Genomic DNA, 24724 nt, shown 5'->3' on the forward strand with positions numbered 1-24724 from the left:
GACCGGCGCCGATGCACCGGCCCGGCAGGATGGATGACCGTCAGCCCCAGGGCGAGCGGCATACCCGGTAGGCGCCGCCATAGCTCAGGAACCGGTTGGTGGCCGGATTGTAGGATTGGTAGCGGTTCAGGCACCAGCGGACATGGCGGTTGTAGCCGTGGCGCGGCCGGTAATAGTCACGGCTGTAATATCGCGGCCGGTGGTAGTGGCGATAGCCGTAATGTGGCCGCCAGACGCGACGGCAACCGTAATAGCCGCAGATGACGCGGGCTTCGCTGACATCGCTTTGGCGGTCGAGCACCGGGGAAGGCAGGCCCATCGGGGCAGCGCTTGCCGGCAAGGGTAGAAGTGCGGTCAGGCTGACGGCACAGGCGGTGAGCAACTTGCGGAAGATCGACATGGTCATAACCTCTCGTTCGTTGGTGGGAAAAGCCCCCTGGCATCCCCTGTGACTGCAACGTTTGCCGATGCGGTTTTATTTGCCGGGCGAAATCGGGGCAGGCGCACGGCCGTTGGCCGCGATTGATTGTGTGCCCTGGTTGATCCATAAGGAACGCGTGTTTTTCAGGGCATCTGCCTTCGTTTCGAAGGACCGACCGCCCTGTTTTGTTGATGGATGCAGCTCCTGACGGGCAATCGCAAACGCGCTCCGGGAGCTGTCTTATGGGAGTCCGATCCGTGAGCCTGAAATTCGGCACCAGCGGCCTGCGTGGCCTTTCGATTGATCTCAAGGGCCGGGCTTCGGCGCTGTATGCCACGGCCTTCGCCCGCCACATGCTGGAAAGCGGCCATGCAAAGCCGGGCGACGAAATCCTCGTCGGCCGCGATTTTCGCGATTCCAGCCCAGAGATCGCCGCGATCTGTTTTGGCGCGCTGGAACGGGCCGGTTTTATGCCGGTCGATTGCGGCACGATCCCGACGCCGGCGCTGGCGCTCTACGGCATCGGCCGCAAGGCGGCGTCGCTGATGATCACCGGTTCGCATATTCCCGCCGACCGCAACGGCATCAAGTTCTATCGTCCCGACGGTGAGATCGACAAAAGCGACGAAGCGGCGATCAACGCCCAGGCCGAGAGCCTGCGCGCCAACATGGGCGCCTTCGACGAAACGCCCGGCAGCGGCCGTGACGCGGCCGCAGACGCGCTGGCTGCCTTCCGGGCGCGGTATGCCGCACTGCTGCCGGACGGAGCGCTGTCGGACCTGAAGATCGGCGTCTACCAGCACAGCACGGTTGCCCGCGACCTCTTCGTCGACCTGCTGCAGCATTTTGGCGCCGAGGTGGTGGCCCTCCGCCGTTCCGAGACCTTTATTCCGGTCGATACCGAGGCCGTCTCGCCGGACACGGTGGCGCTGCTCAAGGCGTGGGCCGTCCAGCACCGGCTCGACGCCATCGTCTCGGCCGACGGCGACGGCGACCGGCCGCTGCTTTCCGACGAAACGGGTGAACCGCTGCGCGGGGACCTTCTCGGCCTGATCACCGCCAATTTCCTCAACGCCGCAGTGGTGGTGACGCCGGTGACCTCCAATTCCGGCATCGAGGCCGCCGGCGCTTTTTCCGTGGTGCGCACCAGGGTCGGCTCCCCCTTCGTCATCGCCGGCATGAACGAGGCGCTGGCGGCGGGTAAAAGCGGCGTGATGGGGTTCGAGGCCAATGGCGGCCTGCTGACGGCATCGCCGTTCACCGTCAACGGCGTGTCGCTCGCCCCGCTGCCGACCCGCGACAGCGTCCTGCCGGTCCTGGCGGCGCTTTTCGAGGCGAAGAAAGCGGGCCTGACGCTGTCGGCATTCGCCGGCGGCTACCGCCTTCCCTTCGCCGACGCCGACCGGCTGGAAAATTTCCCCGTCGAAACCAGCGCGGCGCTGATGGCGCATCTGCGCGGGTCGCAGGCGGCGCTGGCGGCCTTCCTGGCGCCTCTCGGTACGGTGGCGGCCACCAGCGACATCGACGGGCTGCGGGTGACCCTCGGCGACGGCCGACTCGTTCATCTTCGTCCTTCCGGAAATGCGCCGGAGATGCGGTGCTACGTCGAGGCGGAAACTGTGGATGCAGCAAAATCGCTGTTGCGTCAGGGGCTTGAGCTGATCCGGGGCTGGTCCGAGAGGGGTGTCTGAGAAGTTTTTTCGCCTATGACGCAAAAACTTCAAAAACCCTGTTGACACCGAAGGGCTACCCCCTTACATCGCTCCTCGTCGCCCAGATGGCGGAATTGGTAGACGCGCCAGCTTCAGGTGCTGGTACTCGAAAGGGTGTGGAGGTTCGAGTCCTCTTCTGGGCACCAAATTCCCGATTTAGATCGTCCAGTACGACGCTAAATATCGCATAAAGCCCCGGTTTTCCGGGGCTTTTGTGTTTTTGGCGTTCAGTGTTGTCCAGTTGTAGCCAGCCGATTTGTTGGTAACTTTGTTGGTACATGCTCGTACCAACGTCGAATTTGAAAAGCCCATGCGGACGCGTCGCACAGCATCGTGAAATGGAAACCCAACACTGGTGCGGACAAGACCGGCTCCTCCGACCCGTTTGCCGTCCACAACTATCGCTCTCCGGAATTCACAGGCTTGCGCGATACCACGAAGCAAACCTGTAGGCTGATCAGACCATTACAACGCGACAAATCGGCCGACGCAAATCGATCCGCGCTTGCTGAGAAAAGTTTCAAGGTCATCGCTGGAAAAAAGGATGAGCAATCCACGACCAACCTTCAAAAAAACTGGGCAACGTAGAGGTGAATAATATGGGAAATCAATCTGTTACGATTGAAAATGGCGGACAGGGAGGGATTCGAACCCTCGGTACGCTTTCACGTACACACGCGTTCCAGGCGTGCGCCTTAAACCACTCGGCCACCTGTCCACTGCTGGCCGTTGCGTGGAAGCAATCGAACCGAACGGGCGCGGTATATAACGAGGATCGTTGCGGGATCAACCGGAATCTGACGGTTTTTTGCAGATCCTGTAACAAAACTGTTTTTTCTGCCGCATTGCGCTGAACCGGCGGCGCATCTATCATCCCTCGCCGGATGGATACAGTGCCAATCGGCGGCATGGGACAAGGAAATCCGGGGCAAGGGATTCGATGCGTTTTCTCTTTCGATTCTTGAGCATGGTTTGTCTGGTGCTGGCCGTCATTGCCGGCACCGTCGATTCGATCCAGTCGGTTTCCGCTTCCGATGTCGTGCTGACCTCGTTCGGCAGCGCCTGGCTGGACCTCAGCCCCGTGACCCTGATGTATGTCGAAGAAATGGTCGAGCATTACCTGCATCCCTGGGCCTGGAATCCGGCCTTGAGCTGGGTGCTGTTCCAGCCGACCTTCGTGGTCTTTCTCGTGCTGGCGCTGGCCTTCTGGATGGTCGGCTATCGCAGGGAAAATGCCGACGAGGGTTTTGCCGTGTAGCGGCCACAACCGAGGGAGAAGCCATGTTCCTGGTCGAGATGTTCAGCCGCAAGACGACGATGCCGACGGCCGAGACAGCCCTTGCCGGCCGCAAGGAGGCGATCGCCACGGCCGAGGCGCATTTCGTCAGCGGGCATCCGCTCAAGGGACCTTATCCGCAAAGAAGCGAAACGATCTATCTCGGCATGGGCTGTTTCTGGGGTGCCGAACGGCTTTTTTGGGCCACGCCGGGCGTCCGGGTGACGGCGGCCGGTTATGCCGGTGGCTTCACGCCGAACCCGACCTACCAGGAAACGATCACGGGGCTCACCGGCCATGCCGAGGTCGTCAAGGTGGTCTACGATCCGACGGTGATCACCGCGGAACGGTTGCTGAAGATCTTTTTCGAGGCGCACGATCCGACGCAAGGCATGCGCCAGGGAAACGACATCGGCACCACCTACCGCTCGGCGATCTATACGACGACACCGCAACAGCTGGAAGCCGCCGAACGGATGCGCGGGATTTTCCAGGCGGCGCTCAAGGCTGCAGGCCACACCTCGAAGGTGACGACGGAGATCGCACCATCGGGCGAATTCTATTATGCCGAGGATTATCACCAGCAATATCTCGCCCGGAATCCGGCTGGCTATTGCGGCCTGCGCGGCACGGGCGTCGCCTGCCCCGTCCTCGAACCAAGCGGCGGATGAAAGCGCTTTCGATGGCGAAAAACTGCGCCTTCGGGCACAGTTTCGCTTTTCCCACATTTCTTTACCAAGCGAAAAATTTCTGGTGAATTTTTCCCCGAGCCATGCAAGGATGATGACACACCGAGCTTCTAAAAAAAGGGGCCGGCAGTTCCGCAGACAGGCCTGACAACAAGAACGGGCGTGCGGGAGGACCCAAAAAGATCAATAGCAACAAGGGCTGCACAATGAAAAAATCCCTCTTCGGTCTCCTTGCCTTGGCTGCCATGTCGACAACGGCTCTCGCCGCCGACATCAAGCCGGCGCTGGTGTATGGCACCGGCGGCAAGTTCGACAAATCGTTCAACGAAGCGGCCTATAACGGCGCCGAAAAGTTCAAGGCGGAAACCGGCATCGACTATCGCGATTTCGAGCCGACCGGCGATACGCAGGGCGAGCAGGCGATCCGCAACTTCGCAAGCCGCGGCTTCAACCCGGTCGTCGCCGTATCCTTCGCCTGGACGTCCGCCATCGAGAAGGTGGCTGCCGAATTCCCCGATACCAAGTTCGTGATCGTCGACTCCGTCGTCGACAAGCCGAACGTCCGCTCCGTCGTCTACAAGGAAGAAGAGGGTTCCTATCTCGTGGGCGTCGTGGCTGGCCTGGCATCGAAGACCGGCAAGGTCGGCTTCGTCGGCGGCATGGACATTCCGCTGATCCGCAAGTTCGAATGCGGCTACGAGCAGGGCGCCCGTGCGGCCAACGCCAAGATCGAAGTCTTCCAGAACATGACCGGCACCACGGGTGCGGCCTGGAACGATCCGGTGCGCGGCGGCGAACTGACCAAGAACCAGATCGACCAGGGTGCGGACGTCATCTACGCGGCAGCCGGCGCCACCGGCCTCGGCGTGCTGCAGACCGCCGCCGACAACAAGAAGCTGTCGATCGGCGTCGATTCCAACCAGAACCACCTGCATCCGGGTTCGGTCCTGACCTCGATGGTCAAGCGTGTCGACCTCGCCGTCTACAACGCCTATGCCGACACCAAGGGCGACAATTTCACCGCCGGCGTCCAGGCGCTGGGCGTCAAGGAGGACGGCGTCGGCTGGGCACTCGACGACAACAACAAGCCGCTGATCACGCCGGAAATCCAGGCTGCGGTCGACAAGGCGAAGGCCGACATCATTGCCGGCACCGTCAAGGTCCACGACTACATGAGCGACAATTCCTGCCCGAAGTGACAGGTTTTTGACGGGGCGTGGGGCGGATCGTTTCGCCACACGCCTTTTTTGTATGTCCCGGGCTTTCCCGAGAGGCGGCCGGTCGGCCTTGTGGCTTTACCGGCACGGATTTGGGCAGGGGATGATGTGTCCGGCGCCACGGCAGGCTTGCGGCCCTGCGTGACCGCCGACGACGCGTGTTCCGTCTGAAACGCCTTTGGAAGGTCCAGCTCTGGAGCCGCACAACGTGAGCCAAGCGCCCGCCATAGAACTCGTGGGCATCGACAAGAAGTTCGGTGCCGTCCACGCCAACAAGAACATCAATCTGGCCGTCGCCAAGGGTTCGATCCACGGCATCATCGGCGAAAACGGTGCCGGCAAGTCGACGCTGATGTCGATCCTCTACGGTTTCTACCATGCCGACAGCGGCGAGATCCGCGTCGGCGGCACGCCCGTCACCATCCGCGACAGCCAGGCGGCGATCAATGCCGGCATCGGCATGGTGCACCAGCACTTCATGCTGGTCGAAAATTTCACCGTGCTGGAAAACCTGGTATTGGGTGCGGAAGGCGGCATGCTGCTCGCCGGCGGCGTCGCCAGGGCGCGCGCCGAGCTGAAGCGGCTGGCGAAAGACTACGGCCTCGAAGTCGATCCCGATGCGGTGATCGAGGAACTGCCGGTCGGCCTGCAGCAGCGCGTCGAAATCCTCAAGGCCATGTATCGCGGCGCCGAGATCCTCATCCTCGACGAGCCGACGGGTGTCCTGACGCCGGCGGAGGCCGATCACCTGTTCCGCATCCTCGGCGTGCTGCGCGACCAGGGCAAGACCGTCATCCTCATCACCCACAAGCTGCGCGAGATCATGGCGATCACCGATACGGTGTCGGTCATGCGTCGCGGCGAGATGGTGGCGACACGCAAGACCGCCGAGACCACGGTTGAGGAACTGGCCGAGCTGATGGTCGGCCGCCGCGTATTGCTGCGCGTCGAAAAGGGCGAGGCCAAGCCCGGCGCCGTGGTGCTGTCGGTGCGCAACCTCACCGTCAAGGACGGCCGCGGCGTCACCATGGTCGACAATGTTTCCTTCGACGTGCGCGCCGGCGAGATCGTCGGCATCGCCGGTGTCGCCGGCAATGGCCAGTCGGAACTGCTGGAGGCGATTTCGGGTATCCGCATGCCGGCATCCGGCGAAATCCTCATCGACGGGGAGCCGATCGGCAAGGCCGATCCGGCGCGGCTGCGCGATCTCGGCCTCGCGCATATTCCCGAAGACCGCCACCACATGGGCCTCGTCTTGCGCTTCGAGGAATATGAGAACGCCATCCTCGGTTATCATCGTGATCCGAAATATGGCGGCCTCTTCCTCGATCTCGATGCGATCCGCAAGGACGCCATCGAGAAGATCGAAAAATACGACATCCGCCCGCCGAACCCGCGGCTGCGGACGGCGAATTTTTCCGGCGGCAACCAGCAGAAGATCGTCGTCGCCCGCGAGATCGAGCGCGATCCCAAGCTGCTTCTCATCGGCCAGCCGACCCGGGGCGTCGATATCGGCGCCATCGAATTCATCCATCGCCGCATCATCGACATGCGCGACGCCGGCAAGGCGCAATTGCTGGTCTCGGTCGAACTCGACGAGATCCGCGCGCTTTCCGACCGCATTCTCGTGATGTTTGCCGGCCAGATCGTCGGCGAAAAGACGGCGGATGCCGGCGAACAGACCCTCGGCCTGATGATGGCCGGCATTGCCGCGTGAGGCCCCGATGAACACCGCATCCCTCCCCCTTCCCGGCTGGATCACCTTCGGCCTCATCCCGCTGATCAACCTGGTGCTGGCCTTCTTCTTTTCCGGCCTCGTCGTCTGGTTCATCGGCGAAAACCCCTTCGATGCGCTGGCGCTGATGCTGGAAGGCGCGCTCGGCAGCGGCGAAGGCATCGGCTTCACGCTTTATTTCGCCACCAACTTCATCTTCACCGGCCTCTCCGTCGCCGTCGCCATCCATGCCGGCCTGTTCAACATCGGCTCGGAAGGCCAGGCCTATGTCGGCGGGCTAGGCGCGGCGCTGGTGGCGCTGTCGCTCGATCATTACGTGCCGTGGTACGTGACGATGCCCTTCGCGATCCTGGGTGCCGCGCTGTTCGGCGCCGGCTGGGCCTTCATCCCGGCTTTTCTGCAGGCCAAGCGCGGCAGCCACATCGTCATCACCACCATCATGTTCAACTTCATCGGCGCAGCACTGATGGTCTACCTGTTGGTCAACGTGCTGATCGTGCCGGGCAAGATGGCGCCGGAAACCCGTACCTTCCTCGAAGGCGGGCAGTTGCCGAAGCTCGACTGGTTGATGGCGCTGTTCGGGCTGAAGCTCGGCCCGGCGCCCTTCAACGTCTCCTTCCTGGTGGCGCTGGTGATGTGTGTCGTCGTCTGGGCGCTGATCTGGCGCACCAAGCTCGGCTACGAGATGCGCACGCTCGGCGTCAGCCCGTCGGCGGCGGTCTATGCCGGCATCCCTTACGCGCGCACCGTCATCATCGCCATGCTGATCTCCGGCGGCCTTGCCGGCATGATGGCGCTGAACCCGGTGCTCGGCTCCTCCGGCCGCCTGCAGGTGGAATTCGTCGGCGGCGCCGGCTTCGTCGGCATCGCCGTGTCGCTGATGGGGCGGAACCATCCGGCCGGCATCATCCTCGCCGCCATCCTGTTCGGCATCCTCTACCAGGGCGGCGACTGGGTGTCCTTCGAAATGCCCAACATCACCCGCGAGATGATCGTGGTGATCCAGGGTCTCGTCATCCTGTTTGCCGGCGCGCTGGAATACATGGCCCGGCCGGCGCTGGCGCGGCTCTATTACTCCATGGCCAGGAAGGCGTGAGGCGAAAGAGATGGATTTCTTCGATATTCTCGTCAGCATCCTCGGCTCCACCATAAGGCTTTCCGTGCCGCTGGTGTTTACCGCGCTGGCCGGGCTGTTTTCCGAACGTGCCGGCGTCTTCGACATCGGCCTCGAGGGCAAGATGCTGGCGGCCGCCTTCTCCGCCGCCTGCGTCGCCTATATCACCGCCTCGCCCTGGCTGGGCCTGGTCGCCGGCATCGGCGTTTCGGTGGCCTTTTCGCTGCTGCACGGCTTTGCCTCGATCACCAACCGTGGCAACCAGATCGTTTCGGGCGTCGCCATCAACTTCGTCGTCGCCGGCCTGACCATCGTGCTCGGCCAGGCCTGGTTCGGGCAAGGCGGCCGCACGCCGCAACTGCTGCCGCAAGGCCGGTTCTCGCCGATCATCCTGCCCGGCGTCGAGGCCCTGCGCGGCATCCCGGTCATCGGGCCGCTCTACGCCAACGTCATTTCCGGCAACAATATCCTCACCTACATGGCCTTCCTCGCCGTGCCGATCTCCTGGTGGATCCTCTACCGCACCCGCTTCGGCCTGCGCCTGCGCGCCGTCGGCGAAAATCCGGGCGCGGTCGATACGGCCGGCATCTCGGTCACCTGGCTGCGCTACCGCGCCGTCATCTGCGCCGGTATCCTCTGCGGTTTTTCCGGCACCTACCTGGCGGTGGCGCAATCGGCGGCCTTCATCAAGGACATGTCGGCCGGCAAGGGCTATATCGCGCTCGCCGCACTGATCTTCGCCAAATGGAAGCCGGTGCCGGTGATGTTCGCCTGCCTGCTGTTCGGTTTCCTCGATGCCTTCGCCAACTTCATGCAGGGCAAGTCGGTGCCGCTGATCGGCGAAGTGCCGGTACAAATCTTCCAGGCGCTGCCCTATGTGCTCACCTGCATCCTGCTTGCCGGCTTCATCGGTGTCGCCAATCCGCCTAAGGCGGGTGGCGTGCCCTATACGAAGGAACGTTGATCGATGTCTCAAGACCTGTTTGCCGCCGCCAAGGGGGCGATGGCCTTTGCGCACGCGCCCTATTCGAAGTTTCCGGTCGGCGCGGCTATCCGCGCCGAGGACGGCAGGATCTATACCGGCGCCAACATCGAGAACCTCTCCTTTCCACAAGGCTGGTGCGCCGAGCCGACAGCGATCAGCGCCATGATCATGGGCGGGGCGAAACGCATCGTCGAGATGGCGGTGATCGCCGAAAAGCTCGCCTCCTGCCCGCCCTGCGGCGGCTGCCGCCAGAAAATCTCGGAATTCGCCTCCGCCGAAACCCGCATCTACCTCTGCGACGATGCCGGCGTGACGCAGACGATGACGATGAACGAGTTGCTGCCCGCCAGCTTCAAGACGGAGATCCTCGGATGACCCTCGATCTGATTACCGGCCGGCTCGGCACGTCGAGACCACGCCACGCCATCATCCTCGGCTCCGGCCTCGGCTCGCTGGTCGATGCGGTGACGGATGCGGTGCGCATTCCTTATGCCGATCTGTCCGGCTTCCCCGTCAGCGCCGTCTCCGGCCATGCGGGCGAACTGGTGGCCGGCATGCTGGGCAGCGTGCCGGTGTTCATCCTCTCCGGCCGCGTGCATTATTACGAAAAGGGCGATGCCAACGCCATGCGCCGGCCGATCAAGATCTTGAAGGATCTCGGCGTCGATACGTTGATCCTCACCAATTCCGCCGGTTCGCTGCGCGAGGACCTGCCGCCGGGCTCGGTGATGCAGATTACCGACCACATCAACTACTCCGGCATGAACCCGCTGATCGGCGAGGAAAGCGACGCCCGTTTCGTCGGCATGACCACCGCCTACGACGCCGGGCTCGCCGCCCGTATGCAGACCGCGGCAGACCGCTGCGGCGTGCCGCTGCAGCAGGGCGTCTACATGTGGTTTTCCGGCCCGAGCTTCGAGACGCCGGCGGAAATCCGCATGGCGCGCATCCTCGGCGCCGATGCCGTCGGCATGTCCACCGTGCCGGAGGTGATCATCGCCCGTTTCCTCGGCCTCAAGGTCGCGGCCGCCTCCGTCATCACCAATTACGGAGCGGGCATGACGGGCGGCGAACTGAGCCATACCGAGACAAAGGACATGGCGCCGATCGGCGGCCGGCAGCTTGCCGCCATCCTTGCCGAGATGATTACAGGTTGACATGCAGGCGCGAGCCGGGTGTTCTTCGGCTCCAGCCTATCCAGAAGTTTGCCTTGAGGCCCTCGATTCGTGAATGATCGAGGTAGGGGAGGACAACCGATCATGGAGCATCACAGCCTGCGGGAGACCGCAGCCTTCGGCCTGTCGCTTCTCGACCTGACCGAACTCGACGAAACCGCTGCGCCGGAGAGCATCGACGCCTTGTGCCGCAGGGCACAGACGCCTTTCGGAAATGTCGCGGCGATCTGCATCCTGCCGCGTTTCGTGCCGCGGGCGCGGCTGACCCTCGGCAACAGCCATGCGATCCGCATCGCCGCGGTCGTCAATTTTCCCGATGGCGGCTTCGAATTGGCCGATGTCGTGTCGGAGGCCCGCCAGGCGGTGGCCGACGGCGCCGACGAAATCGAACTGGTGATCCCGCACCGAACCGTTGCAGAGGGCGATGGCGAGGCGGTGAAGGACATGGTCGCCGCGGTGCGCGAGGCTTGCCCGCCGGCCGTACCGGTCAAGGCAATCCTCGAAACCGGCACGCTGAAGGACACGGTGCTGATCGGGAAGGCGGCCAGCCTTGCCATTACGGCCGGCGCCGAACTCGTCAGCACCTCCGCGGGCCACATGGCTGACGGCGCGACGCTGGAAGCGGCCGACATCCTGCTGCGGGCGATCCGTGCAAACGGCGGCAAGGTCGGTTTCAAGGCCGCCGGCGGCATCGATACGGTCGCAGTGGCGATCCTCTACCTGCGGCTTGCCGAAACCATCCTGGCCTCGGACTGGGCCATGCCTTCCACCTTTCGCTTCGGGGCCGATGGCCTGCTCGACGACATCGTCGCCATTCTCGGCAGCCCGCCGCCTGCCCTTCGTTCCTCAGGATAGATCATGATCCCGCAAGACATCATCCGCCGCAAGCGTGACGGCGAACGGCTGGCGCGCGAAGACATCGCCGCCTTCATCGGTGCCATGGCCCGCAACGAGATCGCCGAAGCCCAGGTCGGCGCCTTCGCCATGGCCTGCTGGTTCCGGGGCATGACGCCGGATGAAACCGTGGCGCTGACGCTGGCCATGCGGGATTCCGGCGAGGTGCTGTCCTGGCAGGAAATCGGCCGACCGGTCGCCGACAAGCATTCCACCGGCGGCATCGGCGACAACGTCTCGCTGATGCTGGCGCCGATCGCCGCCGCCTGCGGCCTGGCGGTGCCGATGATCTCCGGCCGCGGACTGGGCCATACCGGTGGCACGCTCGACAAGCTGGAATCCATTCCGGGCTACGCCATCATGCAGGATGCGGCCCTGTTCCGCCGCACGGTGAAGGAGGTCGGCTGCGCCATCATCGGCCAGACGGCAGCGCTGGCGCCGGCCGACAAGCGGCTCTATGCCATCCGCGACGTAACTGCGACGGTCGATTCCGTGCCGCTGATCACCGCCTCGATCCTCTCCAAGAAACTCGCGGCCGGACTGGAAACACTGACGCTCGACGTCAAGATCGGCAACGGCGCCTTCATGACCACGGCTGAGGAGGCACAGGAACTGGCGCAATCGCTGGTCGACGTCGCCAACGGCGCCGGCGTGCGCACCGCAGCGCTGATGACCGACATGAACCAGCCGCTGGCGGATGCCGCCGGCAATGCGGTCGAGATGCGCAACTGCGTCGATTTCCTCAAGGGCCTGAAGGGCGGCACGCGGCTGGAAACCGTGGTGCTCGCCTTCGCGGCGGAGATGCTGGTGCAATCCGGACTTGCGATCTCGCCCGCCGACGGCGAACTGCAGGCGGTGCGCGCGCTTCAATCCGGCCGGGCGGCGGAGATTTTCGGGCGGATGGTGCATGCGCTCGGCGGCCCGGCGGATTTTGTCGAGAGGTCGGAGGCCTACCTGCCGCGCGCCCCGGTGGAGATTGCCGTGACGGCCGAGCGTGACGGCTGGCTTTCCGCCTGCAATGCCCGCGACATCGGCATGAGTGTGATCGAACTCGGCGGCGGCCGCCGGTTACCGACCGACGCCATCGACCATCGCGTCGGCTTCGACCGCATCGTGCCGCTCGGCACCTGGCTGCAACGCGGCGACCGGATCGCCATGGTGCATGCCGCGGACCAGGCGAGCGGCGAGAAGGCGGCGCTGGACCTTGCCGGCAACTACCGGCTATCGGTCACGCCGCCGGGCCTGCCGCCGGTCATCGTCAAGCGGGTGGACAAGTCCGCTTGACGCGCGTTGCGTCTTTCCGAGTCTCTCTCACGTTGTCGCTCCGTGTTTCCGCATGCTGTTTTCGCAAAACCGTTGCGGCCTTTGCGCTTTTCCCGCCGTGATCGTCCGCAGGCCGGAAGGGCTTGGGATACAGAGCCGCAGCTTCACTGTTTCAGTTGCAGGATACCGCCCGCCACGCGGTAGGAATCGAGCTTCTTGAGAAAGCTCATGCCGACCAGCGTGCCCGACAGCGCATTGTCGCGCAAAACGAAAGCCTCGACGTCGCGAACGCGGATCGTGCCGATCTCCATGCGGTCGAGGCTGATATGGGCGGCCCTGGTCTGGCCGTTGGCGGTGTTGACCGCATATCTGAAATCGAGGCCGTTGCCGGAGAAGCCCAGGCGCCGGGCGGTGCTTTCGTTGATGGCGACATAGGTGGCGCCGGTATCGATCAGCCCGTCGATGCTCTTGCCGTTGACCCGGAAGGTGCCGGCATAATGGCCGCGCTCGTCGGCCTGCAGTTGCACCGTACCGCTTGCGGCCGGCGTCAGCGCCACCGGTTGCGCCTCCTGTGTCACCACTTTTGCAACTGGCGTTTCCGCGTCATCGACCGGTGCATGCAGCAGCGAAGGCACCTGCGTCGCAACGGCGGCGGCGATGGCGGCGATGACGATCACGCGGGTCAGCACGAGGCGCGGCTCCTGGATGAAAAGGACAATCAAATCCCTAGCCGCAAACGCCTTTCGATGCCGCTAAATTGCGCAGGAAAAGGCCCGGAGCGCAGGGCGTCCGGGCCGGATTTTCCATCAATGGTTAAGATGGGCTTACTTCGTGCCGTACATGCGGTCGCCGGCATCGCCGAGGCCAGGAACGATGTAGCCCTTCTCGTTCAGGTGGCTGTCGATCGAGGCGGTGAAGATCGGAATGTCGGGATGGACGGCGCGGAAATTGGTGATGCCTTCCGGAGCGGCGAGCAGGCAGAGGAAGCGGATGTTCTTCGCGCCGCGCTCCTTGAGTTTTTCCATGGCGGCAATCGAGGAATTGCCGGTTGCCAGCATCGGATCGACGACGATGATCAGCCGCTCGGAAATGTCTTCCGGCGCCTTGAAGTAATATTCCACCGGCTGCAGCGTCTCGTGGTCGCGGTAGACGCCGATATGCGAGACGCGGGCGGAGGGAACAAGCTCCAGCATGCCTTCCAGCAGGCCGTTGCCGGCACGCAGGATCGAGGCGAAAACCAGCTTCTTGCCTTCGAGCAGCGGCGACTGCATCGTCGTCATCGGCGTCTCGATCGTCTCCATGGTGAGTTCGAGATCGCGGGTGACCTCGTAGCAGAGCAGGGTCGAGATTTCCCGAAGCAGCCGGCGAAAGCTGGCTGTCGAGGTTTCCTTGCGGCGCATGATGGTCAGCTTGTGCTGCACCAGCGGGTGATCGATGACTGTAACGCCGTCCATGAAAATCCACCTTCCGGGCTGTTGCGCGATGTCATGTTTCTTTCACGGAAAACGCCGCGGCTGCAAGAGAGGATGCGCGTTTTGACGCTTCATCCCCAGATGCGAAAGGTTAAATCGCCCGACGACGCAGGGCGGCCGGTGTGCGGAAAAGCCGGCCGCTCGCGGGATTGCGCCTACCCCTTGTCGTAAGGCCACACCCAGTTCTGGATTTCCGGCATGTCCTCGCCGTGCTTGCAGACATACCGTTTGTGCTCGCCGAGCTTGGCGGTCATCTGGTCGACGGTGTCTTTGGCCCGCGCCGCCAGGCCCGGCACCCGTTCGATGGCGGCGAGCGCCAGGTGGTAGCGGTCGATCTTGTTCAAGACAGCCATGTCGAAGGGCGTCGTGGTCGTACCCTCGTCGATGAAACCGTGCACGTGCATGTTGTCGTGGTTGGTCCGTTTGTAGGTCAGCCGGTGGATCAGGTAGGGATAGCCGTGATAGGCGAAGATCACCGGCCGGTCGCGGGTGAACAGCTGGTTGAACAGAGCATCCGGCAGGCCGTGCGGATGCTGGTCCGGCGATTGCAGCGTCATCAGGTCGACGACGTTGACGACGCGGATGCGCAGGTCCGGCAAGGCCTGGCGCAGGAGATCGACGGCCGCGAGCGTTTCCATGGTCGGCACGTCGCCGGCGCAGGCCATCACCACGTCGGGTTCGAAACCCGGTTCCTCGGTGCCCGCCCAGTGCCAGATGCCGGCGCCGTCCTCGCAATGGCGGATCGCTTCGTCCATCGACAGCCATTGCGGCTCCGGCTGCTTGCCGGCGACGATGACGTTGATGCGGTCATAGGTCTTCAGGCAATGATCGCCGGCCCAGAGCAGCGTGTTGGCGTCCGGCGGCAGGTAGATGCGCACCACGTCGGCGGTCTTGTTGGCGACGAGATCGACGAAGCCGGGATCCTGGTGGCTGAAGCCGTTATGGTCCTGCCGCCATACATGCGAGGTCAGCAGATAGTTGAGCGAGGAGACCGGCCGTCGCCATTCCAGCCCGCGCGAGACTTTCAGCCACTTGGCATGCTGGTTGAACATCGAATCGACGATGTGGATGAAGGCCTCGTAGCAGGAAAACAGCCCGTGGCGGCCGGTGAGCAGGTATCCTTCCAGCCAGCCCTGGCACAGGTGCTCGCTCAGCACCTCCATGACCCGGCCGCGGCGGGCCAGATGTTCGTCATAGGGCTCCAGATCGGCCATCCACACCCGGTCGGTGACGGCGAAGACGTCGCCCAGCCGATTCGATTCGGTTTCGTCGGGGCCGAAGATGCGGAAATTCGCCGACGCCTCGTTGAGCGTCAGCGCATCGCGCAGGTAACCGCCGAGCACCTTGGTCGACTGCACCATCTCGCCGCCGCGCCTTCCCACCTTGACGGCGTGGTCGCGGATATCGGGCAGTTTCAACTCGCGGCGAAGCTGGCCGCCATTGGCATGCGGATTGGCGCCCATGCGCCGGCTGCCGCGCGGCGCCAGGGCCTTCAGCTCGGCGATCAGCCCGCCCTTTTCGTCGAACAGTTCCTCCGGCCTGTAGCTGCGCATCCAGTCCTCGAGGATCTGGCGGTGGCCGGCATCCTTGCGGCATTCGGCGACGGGTACCTGGTGCGAGCGCCAGAACCCCTCGACCTTCTTGCCGTCCACCTCCTTCGGGCCGGTCCAGCCTTTCGGGCTGCGCAGGACGATCATCGGCCAGCGCGGCCGCGTCACCGCATCGCCTTGCGAGCGGGCGATCGCCTGGATCGCGGCGATATGGTCGAAGGCATAATCGAAGGCCGCAGCCATTTGCTGGTGCATGTCCGCCGGGTCGCTGCCCTCGACGAAGATCGGCTCGTAGCCGTAGCCGCTGAAGAGCTGCTGCAATTCCTCGTCCGGCAGTCGCGCCAAAACGGTCGGATTGGCGATCTTGTAGCCGTTGAGGTGCAGGATCGGCAGGACGGCGCCGTCATGGGCGGGGTTGAGGAACTTGTTGGAATGCCAGGCGGCCGCAAGCGGCCCGGTTTCCGCTTCACCGTCTCCGACGACGCAGGCGACCACCAGGCCGGGATTGTCGAAAGCAGCGCCATAGGCATGCACCAGGGCGTAACCGAGTTCGCCGCCCTCATGGATCGACCCCGGCGTCTCCGCCGCCACATGGCTCGGAATGCCGCCGGGAAAGGAAAACTGCTTGAAGAGGCGGCGCATGCCCTCCTCGTCTTCGCCGATCTCCGGGTAGATCTCGCTGTAGCTGCCTTCGAGATAGGTGTTGGCCACAATGCCCGGCCCGCCGTGCCCCGGTCCGCAGATATAGATGACGTCGGCGTCACGCGCCTTGATGATGCGGTTGAGGTGGGCATAGATGAAATTGAGCCCCGGCGTCGTGCCCCAGTGGCCGAGCAGACGCGGCTTGACCTGTTCGGCGGCAAGCGGCGTCTTGAGAAGCGGGTTGTCCAGCAGGTAGATCTGCCCGACGGAGAGATAGTTGGCGGCGCGCCAGTAGCGGTCGATCAGGCTGAGGTCGTGCGGTGAAAGCACGTCGGTCTTGAGGGTCGGCTGAAGCGGCATGAAACGTCTCCTCGGTGGGGGCGATACGGTTGCTGCAAACTGGCTCGGAGAACCTTGGCCATCCTTGATATAGATCAGCTTTGCCGCTTGTCGCCAATTATCAGAACTGGCCTTGCATCCTGCCGTCCGTCGCGCACGCTTTACATCTCCTGCCCGCATCTTCCCCACGCGGCATGGCGATACGCAGCGTTCGGTGGATGATGCGTAAAAAAGAACGTATGCCTTGGCGGATCAGAACTTGTCAGCCACCTGGATGCCGGCCGGGCCGAGGATGACGGCGACCAGCACCGGCAGGAAGAACAGGATCATCGGCACCGTCAGTTTCGGCGGCAGGGCGGCGGCCTTCTTCTCGGCCTCGTTCATGCGTTCGTCGCGGCTTTCCTGCGCCAGCACGCGCAGCGCCTGGGCAACAGGGGTGCCGTAGCGGTCGGCCTGGATCAGCGCCTGGGTGACGTTCCTGACCGCATCGAGCTGCGTGCGGTTGCCGAGATTTTCGAGCGCGACGCGACGATCGCTGAGAAAGGAGAGTTCGGCTGTCGTCAGCACCATTTCTTCGGCGAGCGCCGGCGATTGTTCGGCCATTTCTTCCGAAACGCGCCGCATCGCCGCTTCCATCGAGTTGCCGGCCTCGACGCAGATCAGCATCAGGTCGAGGCCGTCGGGCCAGGCGCGCTTGATGGAATGCTGCCGTTTCGACATCCGATTCGAGACGTAGATGTTCGGCGCATAGAAACCGACATACCCGATCACCACCGTCAACAGGATACGCAACGGCAACGGCTTGTCGCCGAGATTGCCGAGCACGAACACCCAGACGATGCCCAGAACCAGGAAAATGAAGGGCAGGATGAACCGTGCCGCGAGAAACATGTTGAGCGCGTTCTGCGACCGCAGGCCGGCGGCCCGCAGCTTGTTAATGGTGTTGGCATCGACCAGCGCTTCCCTGAGATTGAAGCGTTCGACGATCTGCTGCGCCGACTGGCTCTTCTGCGTTCGCAGCGAACCCTTCGGCGTCGCCTGGTCGACGTTCATGCGGGCGCGTTCGCGGGCGCGGATCTGGTCGCGCTCGACGGACACGGCCTTCATCCGCTTGCCCAGTTCGCCGCGCTCGAAAAACGGCATGGCGAAGGAATAGAGCGAGGCAAAAACGGCGATCGCCACCAGCACCGCCAGGATCGTGGTGGGGTCGGTCAGTCTGGCGGCGAGATCTGCGGTCATAGAGATTCCAATCCGATCAAATGTCGAAACTGACCATGTTTTTCATGACAAAAATGCCGATCGACATCCAGATCGCCGAGCAGACGAGAATGAGATGTCCGCGCGGATCGGTGAACAGCAGCATGATGTAACCGGGCGAGGTCAGGTAGACGAGGAAGGCGACGATGAACGGCAAGGCACCGATGATCACCGCCGACGCCTTGGCTTCCATCGACAACGCCGCAACCTTCGCCTTCATCTTCTTGCGTTCGCGCAGCACCTTGGCGAGGTTGCCCAAAGCTTCGGACAGGTTGCCGCCCGCCTGGGCCTGGATGTTGATGACGATGGCGAAGAAGTTGACCTCCTGCAGCGGGATCGACGTGTGCATGCGGGTGCAGGCGTCGGGAATGCTCATGCCCATCTGCTGCGATTCGACCACGCGCCGGAACTCGGACTTGACCGGTTCCTGGCCGTCGGCGGCGATCATCCGCAGCGCGTCGTTCAGCGGCAGGCCGGACTTGATGGCGCGCACCATGACGTCGAGCGAGTTCGGAAACTCCTCGAGAAACTTGTTCTTCCGCCGGCGGATGAGAAATCCGACCACCCAGCGCGGCAGGCCGATCGAGGCGGCAAAGGCAAGGCCGACGGCCAGCAGCAGCGACGCCCCCAGCAGGAACGCCACGAAAAATGTCACCAGCCCCAGGCCGACGCTGCCGAGGTAAAAATGCTTCATCGCCAGAGGCAGACCGGTCTGCACCAGCCGTGTCTTCATCCCGGCCGTCTTGACGCCCTTCTGGCTGCGCTTCTCCATCTCCTTGATGGAATCCTGCATCGACTTGCGGCGCTTGGACAGTTCGTCGACGCGGTCGCGCGCCGCCTTCACCTTGCCGGCGTCGGTCTCGGCGGACTTGACGCGATTGACGCGCCCTTCGGTCTTCTTCTGGGTCTCGATCGTGGAAAAGAGCACGCCATAGGCAAGCGCGCCGGCGGCGATGGCCACCAGCGCGATGAGTCCCAATATGGACGGATCAATTCCGAACATGCCCCGGTTTCCTTATCTCGACTTGTCTTCCATCGCGTCCAACGCCGCGGCCAGGCGCCGCTCCTCGTTGAAGTAGCGGGCACGGTCCCAGAAATGCGGCTTGCCGATGCCGGTCGACTTGTGACGGCCGATGATGCGACCGTTGGCGTCTTCGCCTTCGAGCTCGTAGCGCATCAGGTCCTGGGTGATGATGACGTCGCCTTCCATGCCCAGCACCTCGGTGATGTGGGTGATGCGGCGCGAACCGTCGCGCAGGCGGGCCGCCTGGATGATGACGTCGACGGAACTGGAAATGATTTCGCGCACCGTCTTGGCCGGCAGCGTAAAACCACCCATGGCGATCATCGATTCCATGCGGCTCAGGCATTCGCGCGGCGTGTTGGCGTGGATGGTGCCCATCGAGCCGTCGTGACCGGTGTTCATCGCCTGCAAGAGGTCGAAGACCTCCGGTCCGCGCACTTCGCCGACGATGATGCGTTCGGGACGCATACGCAGGCAGTTCTTGACGAGGTCGCGCATGGTGATCTCGCCCTCGCCTTCGATGTTCGGCGGACGGGTTTCGAGCCGCACCACATGTGGCTGCTGCAGCTGCAGTTCGGCGGTGTCTTCGCAGGTGATGACGCGTTCGTCGGTATCGATGTAGCGCGTCAGGCAGTTGAGCAATGTCGTCTTGCCCGAGCCGGTACCGCCGGAGATGATGACATTGCAGCGCACCCGGCCGACGATCTGCAGCACGGTCGCGCCGTCGGGCGTGATGGCGCCGAACTTCACCAGCTGGTCGAGGTTGAGCTTGTCCTTCTTGAATTTACGGATCGTCAGGGCCGGGCCGTCGATGGCGAGCGGCGGAGCGATGACGTTGACGCGCGAGCCGTCCGGCAGGCGCGCGTCGCAGATCGGCGAGGATTCGTCGACGCGACGGCCGACCTGGCTGACGATGCGCTGGCAGATCGACAGCAGCTGCGAATTGTCGCGGAAGCGGATGTCCGAGGGGATCGACTTGCCGCCGACTTCGATGAAGGTCTGGCCGGCGCCGTTGACCATGATGTCGGAGATGTCGTCGCGGGCGAGCAGCGGCTCCAGGGGACCGTAGCCAAGAACGTCGTTGCAGATATCGTCGAGCAGCTCTTCCTGCTCGGAGATCGACATCGCGAAGTTCTTGATGGTGATGATGTCGTTGACGATGTCGCGGATTTCTTCGCGGGCGCTTTCCGTGTCGAGCTTGGCGAGCTGCGACAGGTCGATCGTGTCGATCAGCGCCGAGAAGACCTGCGACTTGGTGTCGTAATAGTCCTCGGCGCGGGCCGGGCGGCGGCGCGTGCCGGACGCCTGCAACGGCGGCGGCGCCACCTGCTGGCGGGCAGCCGGCGCCGGCTCGACCGGCGTGCTGGCCGCTGCGGCGGCGGAGACGGCCGGAGGCGGGGCGATATCGGCCTGGGCTATCGCCTGCGGCGGCGGGGCGACGCTGCCGCCGCCCTTTCCGAAACCATCGCTGCTACGTTTGCCGAACATGAGAATGACCCAATCTACGAGACTTCGGTACTATTTGCGTCCGAGAAGGCCGAGGACCTTGCCGAGCCCGCCCTTCTTCGGTTTCTTGACGCTGGCGCGCCCGGTGACGATATGCGCCAGCTGCGAAAAGGTTTCCGCCGTCGGCGACTTGGCGTCGATCTCCGAGATCATCCGCCCGCTGTTGGCGGCGTTGCCGAACAGCTGCGGATCGAAGGTGACGATCGCCACGGGATCGGTTTCCAGCGGTTCGCAGAAATCGGACGTGGAGATTTCCGGCCGCTTCGGCATGCCGACCTGGTTGAGGATCAGGTGCGGCGGCCTGTCGTTGGGCCTGAGTTTCTTCAGCGCATCCAGCATGTTCTTGGTGTTGCGCAGGTTGGCGAGATCCGGAGAGGCGGTGATCACCACCTCGTCGGCGCCAGCGAGAACCGTGCGTGTCCACTCGGACCACATGTGCGGCACGTCGAGAACGGTGACCGGCGCGGTGCGCTGCAGGATCTCCAGGACCGGCAGGAAGGCATCGCCATGGAAATCATAGGCCCGGTCGAGCATCGACGGCGCCGCGAGAAGCGAAAGATGTTCGGAGCACTTCGCCAGCAGGCGATCGAGGAACATCTCGTCAAGACGATCCGGCGAAAACACCGCCTCGGCCATGCCCTGCGTCGGGTCCTGGTCGAAATCGATATTTGCCGTGCCGTAGGGCAGGTCGAGGTCGGCGAGGATCGTCTCGGTGGAAAACAGGTTGGAAATGCCGAAGGCGCAGTTGTGGGCGATGGTCGAGGACCCCACACCGCCCTTGGCGCCGATGAAGGCGATCGAGCGGCCGAGCGGCTCGGCCTCGGGATCGACGAAGATCGTCGAGATCGCCGCCAAGGTGTCGGCCATGGACACCGGCATCACCATATATTCGGAAATGCCGTTGCGGATCAGGTCGCGATAAAGGCCGATATCGTTGTAGCGGCCGATCAGCACCACCTTGGTCGAGGGATCGCAGACCTCGGCCAGCGGCGCAAGCTCGGCCAGCAGGGCCGCCGGTTCGGCTGCGGTTTCGAGGATGATCAGGTTCGGCGTCGGCACGGAAGCGAACATGTTGGCCGCCGCCGAGATACCGCCGGCATTGACCCGCATGTTGACCTTGGCCATGCGCCGGTCCTGGCTGCATTTCTCCATCACCCGCTGCATCGCCTCGCTTTCGCAAAAGGCATGCACGGAAATGCGCGGCAGCGGACGCAGGTGCTCGATATCGCTCGGGCGCGTCTGGTCCTCGCCGTGCGGGCCGCCGGCGTCGCCGGATTTGATGTCGTATTCTATCGCGCTCATCTGTTTCTTCCTGGCCTTCGCCCGTGCCGTCGTTACTCCGCGGTGGCGGTGCTCTTTCCTTCACGATACAATCCGATCACCGTCGTCCGGCGCTTCGCATCGATCGGGGTCATGCCGCGCGGCGCCACCAGATCCATCGGATTGGCGATCTGGGCTGCAAGGTTGCTCTGCGAGGCGCAGCCGAAATTGTAGTAGTTCTTGTTTTCGGCCGTGTTGTTGGTGATGTCTTCCGGCCACTGGCCGCATTCGTTGGTCATGGCGGTGATCGCCACGTAGCTGAGGCGGATCGGTGCCGCGTCGCCGTCCGGGGAGGCGCCGTAAGCGGTTTCGACCATCTTCGGCCGCGGCACGCCGGCCTCGGCCATTACCTGGCGCAGCTCGCGCCGCAGATGGGAGGCGGCCGCCGCATTGGCCGAACCTTCCGGATACTGGATCTGGAAGATGCCCGAAGCGTCGGTGCGGTAGTTCGCCAGGAAACCATGGATCGCATCGCGGGTGCCGACCGTCAGGCGCCGGTCGCCGGAACCGACGGGAATGTCGAGCGTGTGCTCGACCTCGGCCAGCGAGATCGGATGGCGGGTGCGGTAGTCGTCGGGGATCGCCCCCGTCGACATCCGGTCGCGATTGTTGCCGCAGCCGGCGAGCATGCCGGCCGATGCCACGACCAGGGTGATGGCGGCGGCGCGGAGGAAGGGGCGGATCGGCTGCACGAGCATGTCTTTTCCGGAAATCGCGTTCTTGAAATTCGTCATCGTGCCGCCCGCCCTACTTGTAGATGAAGCCGATCGTGCCATGGTAGCGGCTGCCCGGAAGGATGTTTTCCTTGCGGCCGTAGACCTTGTTGACACGATTGAGGAAGAAGGCGGCGGCATCGTTTTCCGGCTGGAAATTGTCATCCGGCCGGGAAAGCTGGTTGCGGGCGACCGGACGCACCAGATAGGGCGTGGCGATGATCACCATTTCGGTCTCGTTGCGCACGAAGTCGCGGCTGCGGAAGAGCGTGCCGATGACCGGGATCTTCGACAGTCCGGGAAGCCCCGAAACCGCCTGGCGCATGTCGTCGCGCACCAGGCCGGCGATGACGATCGAACCGCCGGAAGGCAATTCGACGCTGGTGGAGGCCTCGCGCTTGCGAATGCCGAGATAGGTCACGCCCGGCACGTTATAGTTGGCGGCAGTGACGAACGAACCTTCGAAGGTCGGCTCGGAAACGTTGGTTTCGACCTTCAGGCTGATGCGCCCCGGTGACAGGACGACGGGCGTGAAGTTGAGTTCGATGCCGTATTCCGTCGTCTCGTTCTCACGTTCGACGACCGTCTTGCCGGTGTCGGCATCCTGGCTGATCTCCTGGCTCGACGCCAGGCGGAACTCGCCGCCCACCTTGAAATGCGCCGCTTCGCCGGAAATCGCCGTCAGGCTCGGCTCGGCAAGCGTGCGCATGACGCCGGCCTGTTCCATGGCGTTCATGTAGGCGGAAATATCGACGCCGCCGAAACCGCCGGTCAGGTAGTTGCCGGTAAACCAGTCGGCGGAGGCGCCGAGGTTGGTGGGGTTGCGGAAGCTGATCGCACCGTCGCGGCCGCCGATCGAGCCGCTGAAACCAAGCTGCTTCATGACAGAGCGGGTGACTTCGGCGACGGTGACCTTGAGCATCACCTGGTCTTCGCCCTCGATGGTGAGCAGGTTGACGATCTGCGATTCCTGCCGGTCTTCCGCAAAGATCGCCACGGCGCCGTCACCGTTGCTGTTGCTCGATGCGACCTGGTTGCGCGTCGTCGCCTCACCGCCCTTGAGGAAGGCGGAGGCGAGCTTTTCGGCCTGGGCCGCATCCTGCGGCGTGCGCACGCTGCCGGTGAGGACGATGTTGTCGGAGACGATCTCGACCTTGATGTCGGATTCCGGAATGAAGCGCTTCAGGTTGGCCTGCAGGCCTGTGATGTCGCGTTCGATCTCGATGTCGAGGCTGACGATCTCCTCGCCGCCCGGGCCGAAGACGAAAATATTCGTCTGGCCGACCGTCTTGCCGAACAGGTAGATGCGCCGCGAGGTACGGGTCACCGCATCGGCCATTTCCGGATCGGACACCAGGATATCGTGGGCATCGGTCGGCAGGTCGACGACGATCGCCTTGTTGAGGCCGAGCTTGACGCGCTTGCGCACACCCGGACCGGACTGGGCGATGCGCAGCACCGTGTCGCTGGCATAAGCGGCGCCCGCATCGGGCAGTCCCGGAACGACCTGGCCCGGCAGGCCCGAAAGCGCCAGGCAGAAGGAGAGGCCGCCGGCGATGGAAGCGCGGATTTTTTGTTTTCTCGTGTTCACTGTCTCGCTCCCGCTCATTGTGCTCTCGTCTCGCTGGCTTTGACGATCGAGCCGGACTTGATCACCTGGATCGACGGCGTGCCGGTATCGCCGCTCAGAAGGTAGTCGGCCGCATCGGTGTCCTCTTCCTGGGCGTCGGCGACGGAGCGCAGGGCGAGCGACAGCCGGTCGGCCATCTGCTGGGCAACGGAAATCACCTTGGCCTGGTCGGGCGTCAGCTCCAGCGTCGCGGTGGTGCCGACCACCGTTTTCGAACCGTCGTTCTTCTCCTCGATCTGCTGATCGATCGCCAGCACGCGGACGTTGGAAAGAACCGTCTCGGTCAGGTACTTGGTGTCTTCGCCCTTGCGCACCATGATGACGTCCACCCGGTCGTTGGGCAGGATGAAACCGCCAGCACCGGTCGATACCGAGATATCGGTCGCCACCGCGCGCTTGCCGGAGGGCAGCAGCGACGACATGATTCGGCTGTTGGCGTCGGCGATCTTTTCCGCCCGGACCGGTTCACCCTCGAACATCGGCAGTCGCACCACGGCGCCGCCAAGCTCGGTCAGGGCGTTCGGCCGGTTTTGCTCGGTGATCACGCCCTCGACGACGCTGCCTTCCGGCCAGGCCATCCAGCGGATCGAATCCTCGTTCAGGCGCGAGCCGACCGGCAGGTTCATCGCCGAAACCAGCACGTTGACGGTCGGCTCCTTCTTGATGATCGCCTGGGCCTGCTCGACCACTTTCGTCTGTCCGCCGGCCAGTTTCATGGCCAGGATCCCGGCCAAGCCCGCCGCCGAAATGGCGACAGCAAGGATGATGATGCGAGCGGGTTTCATGGTCA

At 63.7% G+C, this 24724-nt stretch carries 23 protein-coding genes and 2 tRNA genes; 13 read left to right on the forward strand and 12 right to left on the reverse strand.

Annotated elements, in window-relative coordinates:
• Window positions 1-40 precede the first annotated feature (40 nt).
• The gene (locus DEM27_RS11825; RefSeq protein ID WP_109458438.1) at window positions 41-406 is read right to left on the reverse strand and encodes a BA14K family protein; all 366 of its coding nucleotides are present in this window, start codon (window positions 404-406) and stop codon (window positions 41-43) included.
• Between the two features lie 272 nt (window positions 407-678).
• Here DEM27_RS11825 and DEM27_RS11830 point away from each other — a divergent pair, with 272 nt between their 5' ends.
• From DEM27_RS11830 to DEM27_RS33985, 3 genes are all read left to right on the forward strand, one after another.
• Window positions 679-2112 (forward strand): phosphomannomutase, encoded by a 1434-nt coding sequence (locus DEM27_RS11830; protein WP_245445795.1) that lies wholly within the window; start codon window positions 679-681, stop codon window positions 2110-2112.
• 80 nt (window positions 2113-2192) lie between these two features.
• Window positions 2193-2279: transfer RNA gene (locus DEM27_RS11835), tRNA-Leu, on the forward strand.
• 187 nt (window positions 2280-2466) lie between these two features.
• Window positions 2467-2721, forward strand: a complete 255-nt coding sequence (locus tag DEM27_RS33985; RefSeq protein WP_165823402.1) for a hypothetical protein — start codon at window positions 2467-2469, stop codon at window positions 2719-2721.
• A gap of 40 nt (window positions 2722-2761) precedes the next feature.
• Here DEM27_RS33985 and DEM27_RS11840 read toward each other — a convergent pair.
• Window positions 2762-2851: transfer RNA gene (locus DEM27_RS11840), tRNA-Ser, on the reverse strand.
• Between the two features lie 222 nt (window positions 2852-3073).
• Between DEM27_RS11840 and DEM27_RS11845 the strand changes: the two genes are divergently transcribed.
• The 10 genes from DEM27_RS11845 (at window position 3074) to deoA (ending at window position 12502) form a co-directional block, all read left to right on the forward strand.
• Entirely contained in the window at window positions 3074-3391 is a 318-nt protein-coding gene (locus tag DEM27_RS11845; RefSeq protein WP_109458440.1) for a hypothetical protein, read from the forward strand.
• Window positions 3392-3414: 23 nt separating this feature from the next.
• The gene (gene msrA / locus DEM27_RS11850; protein ID WP_109458441.1) at window positions 3415-4080 is read left to right on the forward strand and encodes a peptide-methionine (S)-S-oxide reductase MsrA; all 666 of its coding nucleotides are present in this window, start codon (window positions 3415-3417) and stop codon (window positions 4078-4080) included.
• 224 nt (window positions 4081-4304) lie between these two features.
• The gene (locus DEM27_RS11855; RefSeq protein ID WP_109458442.1) at window positions 4305-5297 is read left to right on the forward strand and encodes a BMP family lipoprotein; all 993 of its coding nucleotides are present in this window, start codon (window positions 4305-4307) and stop codon (window positions 5295-5297) included.
• A gap of 226 nt (window positions 5298-5523) precedes the next feature.
• The gene (locus DEM27_RS11860; protein ID WP_109458663.1) at window positions 5524-7032 is read left to right on the forward strand and encodes an ABC transporter ATP-binding protein; all 1509 of its coding nucleotides are present in this window, start codon (window positions 5524-5526) and stop codon (window positions 7030-7032) included.
• Window positions 7033-7039: 7 nt separating this feature from the next.
• Window positions 7040-8146 (forward strand): ABC transporter permease, encoded by a 1107-nt coding sequence (locus tag DEM27_RS11865; RefSeq protein WP_109458443.1) that lies wholly within the window; start codon window positions 7040-7042, stop codon window positions 8144-8146.
• A gap of 10 nt (window positions 8147-8156) precedes the next feature.
• Window positions 8157-9128 carry an ABC transporter permease gene (locus DEM27_RS11870; RefSeq protein ID WP_109458444.1) on the forward strand — a complete coding sequence of 324 codons (972 nt, stop codon included), beginning with the start codon at window positions 8157-8159 and terminating at the stop codon, window positions 9126-9128.
• A 3-nt stretch (window positions 9129-9131) separates the two neighbouring features.
• Window positions 9132-9524 carry a cytidine deaminase gene (locus tag DEM27_RS11875; RefSeq protein ID WP_109458445.1) on the forward strand — a complete coding sequence of 131 codons (393 nt, stop codon included), beginning with the start codon at window positions 9132-9134 and terminating at the stop codon, window positions 9522-9524.
• Window positions 9521-10306: a purine-nucleoside phosphorylase gene (locus DEM27_RS11880; RefSeq protein WP_109458446.1), complete on the forward strand. Its 786-nt coding sequence runs from the start codon at window positions 9521-9523 to the stop codon at window positions 10304-10306. The genes DEM27_RS11875 and DEM27_RS11880 overlap by 4 nt, the downstream gene beginning before the upstream one ends.
• Before the next feature lie 102 nt (window positions 10307-10408).
• Window positions 10409-11179 carry a deoxyribose-phosphate aldolase gene (gene deoC, locus DEM27_RS11885; RefSeq protein ID WP_109458447.1) on the forward strand — a complete coding sequence of 257 codons (771 nt, stop codon included), beginning with the start codon at window positions 10409-10411 and terminating at the stop codon, window positions 11177-11179.
• A gap of 3 nt (window positions 11180-11182) precedes the next feature.
• The gene (deoA, locus tag DEM27_RS11890; protein WP_109458448.1) at window positions 11183-12502 is read left to right on the forward strand and encodes a thymidine phosphorylase; all 1320 of its coding nucleotides are present in this window, start codon (window positions 11183-11185) and stop codon (window positions 12500-12502) included.
• 143 nt (window positions 12503-12645) lie between these two features.
• On the opposite strand, the gene DEM27_RS11895 is transcribed toward deoA, so the two are convergent.
• The 10 genes from DEM27_RS11895 to cpaB form a co-directional block, all read right to left on the reverse strand.
• On the reverse strand, window positions 12646-13203 hold the full coding sequence (locus tag DEM27_RS11895) for a TIGR02281 family clan AA aspartic protease (RefSeq protein WP_245445797.1): 558 nt from the start codon (window positions 13201-13203) through the stop codon (window positions 12646-12648).
• Window positions 13204-13305: 102 nt separating this feature from the next.
• The gene (upp, locus tag DEM27_RS11900) at window positions 13306-13935 is read right to left on the reverse strand and encodes a uracil phosphoribosyltransferase (protein WP_109458449.1); all 630 of its coding nucleotides are present in this window, start codon (window positions 13933-13935) and stop codon (window positions 13306-13308) included.
• 173 nt (window positions 13936-14108) lie between these two features.
• Window positions 14109-16505: a phosphoketolase family protein gene (locus tag DEM27_RS11905; protein ID WP_109458450.1), complete on the reverse strand. Its 2397-nt coding sequence runs from the start codon at window positions 16503-16505 to the stop codon at window positions 14109-14111.
• A gap of 231 nt (window positions 16506-16736) precedes the next feature.
• Window positions 16737-17723 (reverse strand): type II secretion system F family protein, encoded by a 987-nt coding sequence (locus DEM27_RS11910; RefSeq protein WP_109458451.1) that lies wholly within the window; start codon window positions 17721-17723, stop codon window positions 16737-16739.
• Window positions 17724-17739: 16 nt separating this feature from the next.
• The gene (locus tag DEM27_RS11915; RefSeq protein WP_109458452.1) at window positions 17740-18744 is read right to left on the reverse strand and encodes a type II secretion system F family protein; all 1005 of its coding nucleotides are present in this window, start codon (window positions 18742-18744) and stop codon (window positions 17740-17742) included.
• Between the two features lie 12 nt (window positions 18745-18756).
• On the reverse strand, window positions 18757-20253 hold the full coding sequence (locus DEM27_RS11920; protein WP_109458453.1) for a TadA family conjugal transfer-associated ATPase: 1497 nt from the start codon (window positions 20251-20253) through the stop codon (window positions 18757-18759).
• A gap of 30 nt (window positions 20254-20283) precedes the next feature.
• The gene (locus tag DEM27_RS11925; protein ID WP_109458454.1) at window positions 20284-21573 is read right to left on the reverse strand and encodes a CpaE/TadZ family protein; all 1290 of its coding nucleotides are present in this window, start codon (window positions 21571-21573) and stop codon (window positions 20284-20286) included.
• 32 nt (window positions 21574-21605) lie between these two features.
• Complete coding sequence (locus DEM27_RS11930; RefSeq protein WP_420028814.1) at window positions 21606-22325, reverse strand: CpaD family pilus assembly protein; 720 nt, start codon at window positions 22323-22325, stop codon at window positions 21606-21608.
• Window positions 22326-22338: 13 nt separating this feature from the next.
• Window positions 22339-23913, reverse strand: a complete 1575-nt coding sequence (locus DEM27_RS11935; RefSeq protein WP_109458455.1) for a type II and III secretion system protein family protein — start codon at window positions 23911-23913, stop codon at window positions 22339-22341.
• On the reverse strand, window positions 23910-24719 hold the full coding sequence (gene cpaB / locus DEM27_RS11940) for a Flp pilus assembly protein CpaB (RefSeq protein WP_109458666.1): 810 nt from the start codon (window positions 24717-24719) through the stop codon (window positions 23910-23912). The genes DEM27_RS11935 and cpaB overlap by 4 nt, the downstream gene beginning before the upstream one ends.
• Window positions 24720-24724: the final 5 nt, after the last annotated feature.

Origin of the sequence: Rhizobium album, from assembly GCF_003122325.1 — a bacterium.
Lineage (GTDB): Bacteria > Pseudomonadota > Alphaproteobacteria > Rhizobiales > Rhizobiaceae > Metarhizobium > Metarhizobium album.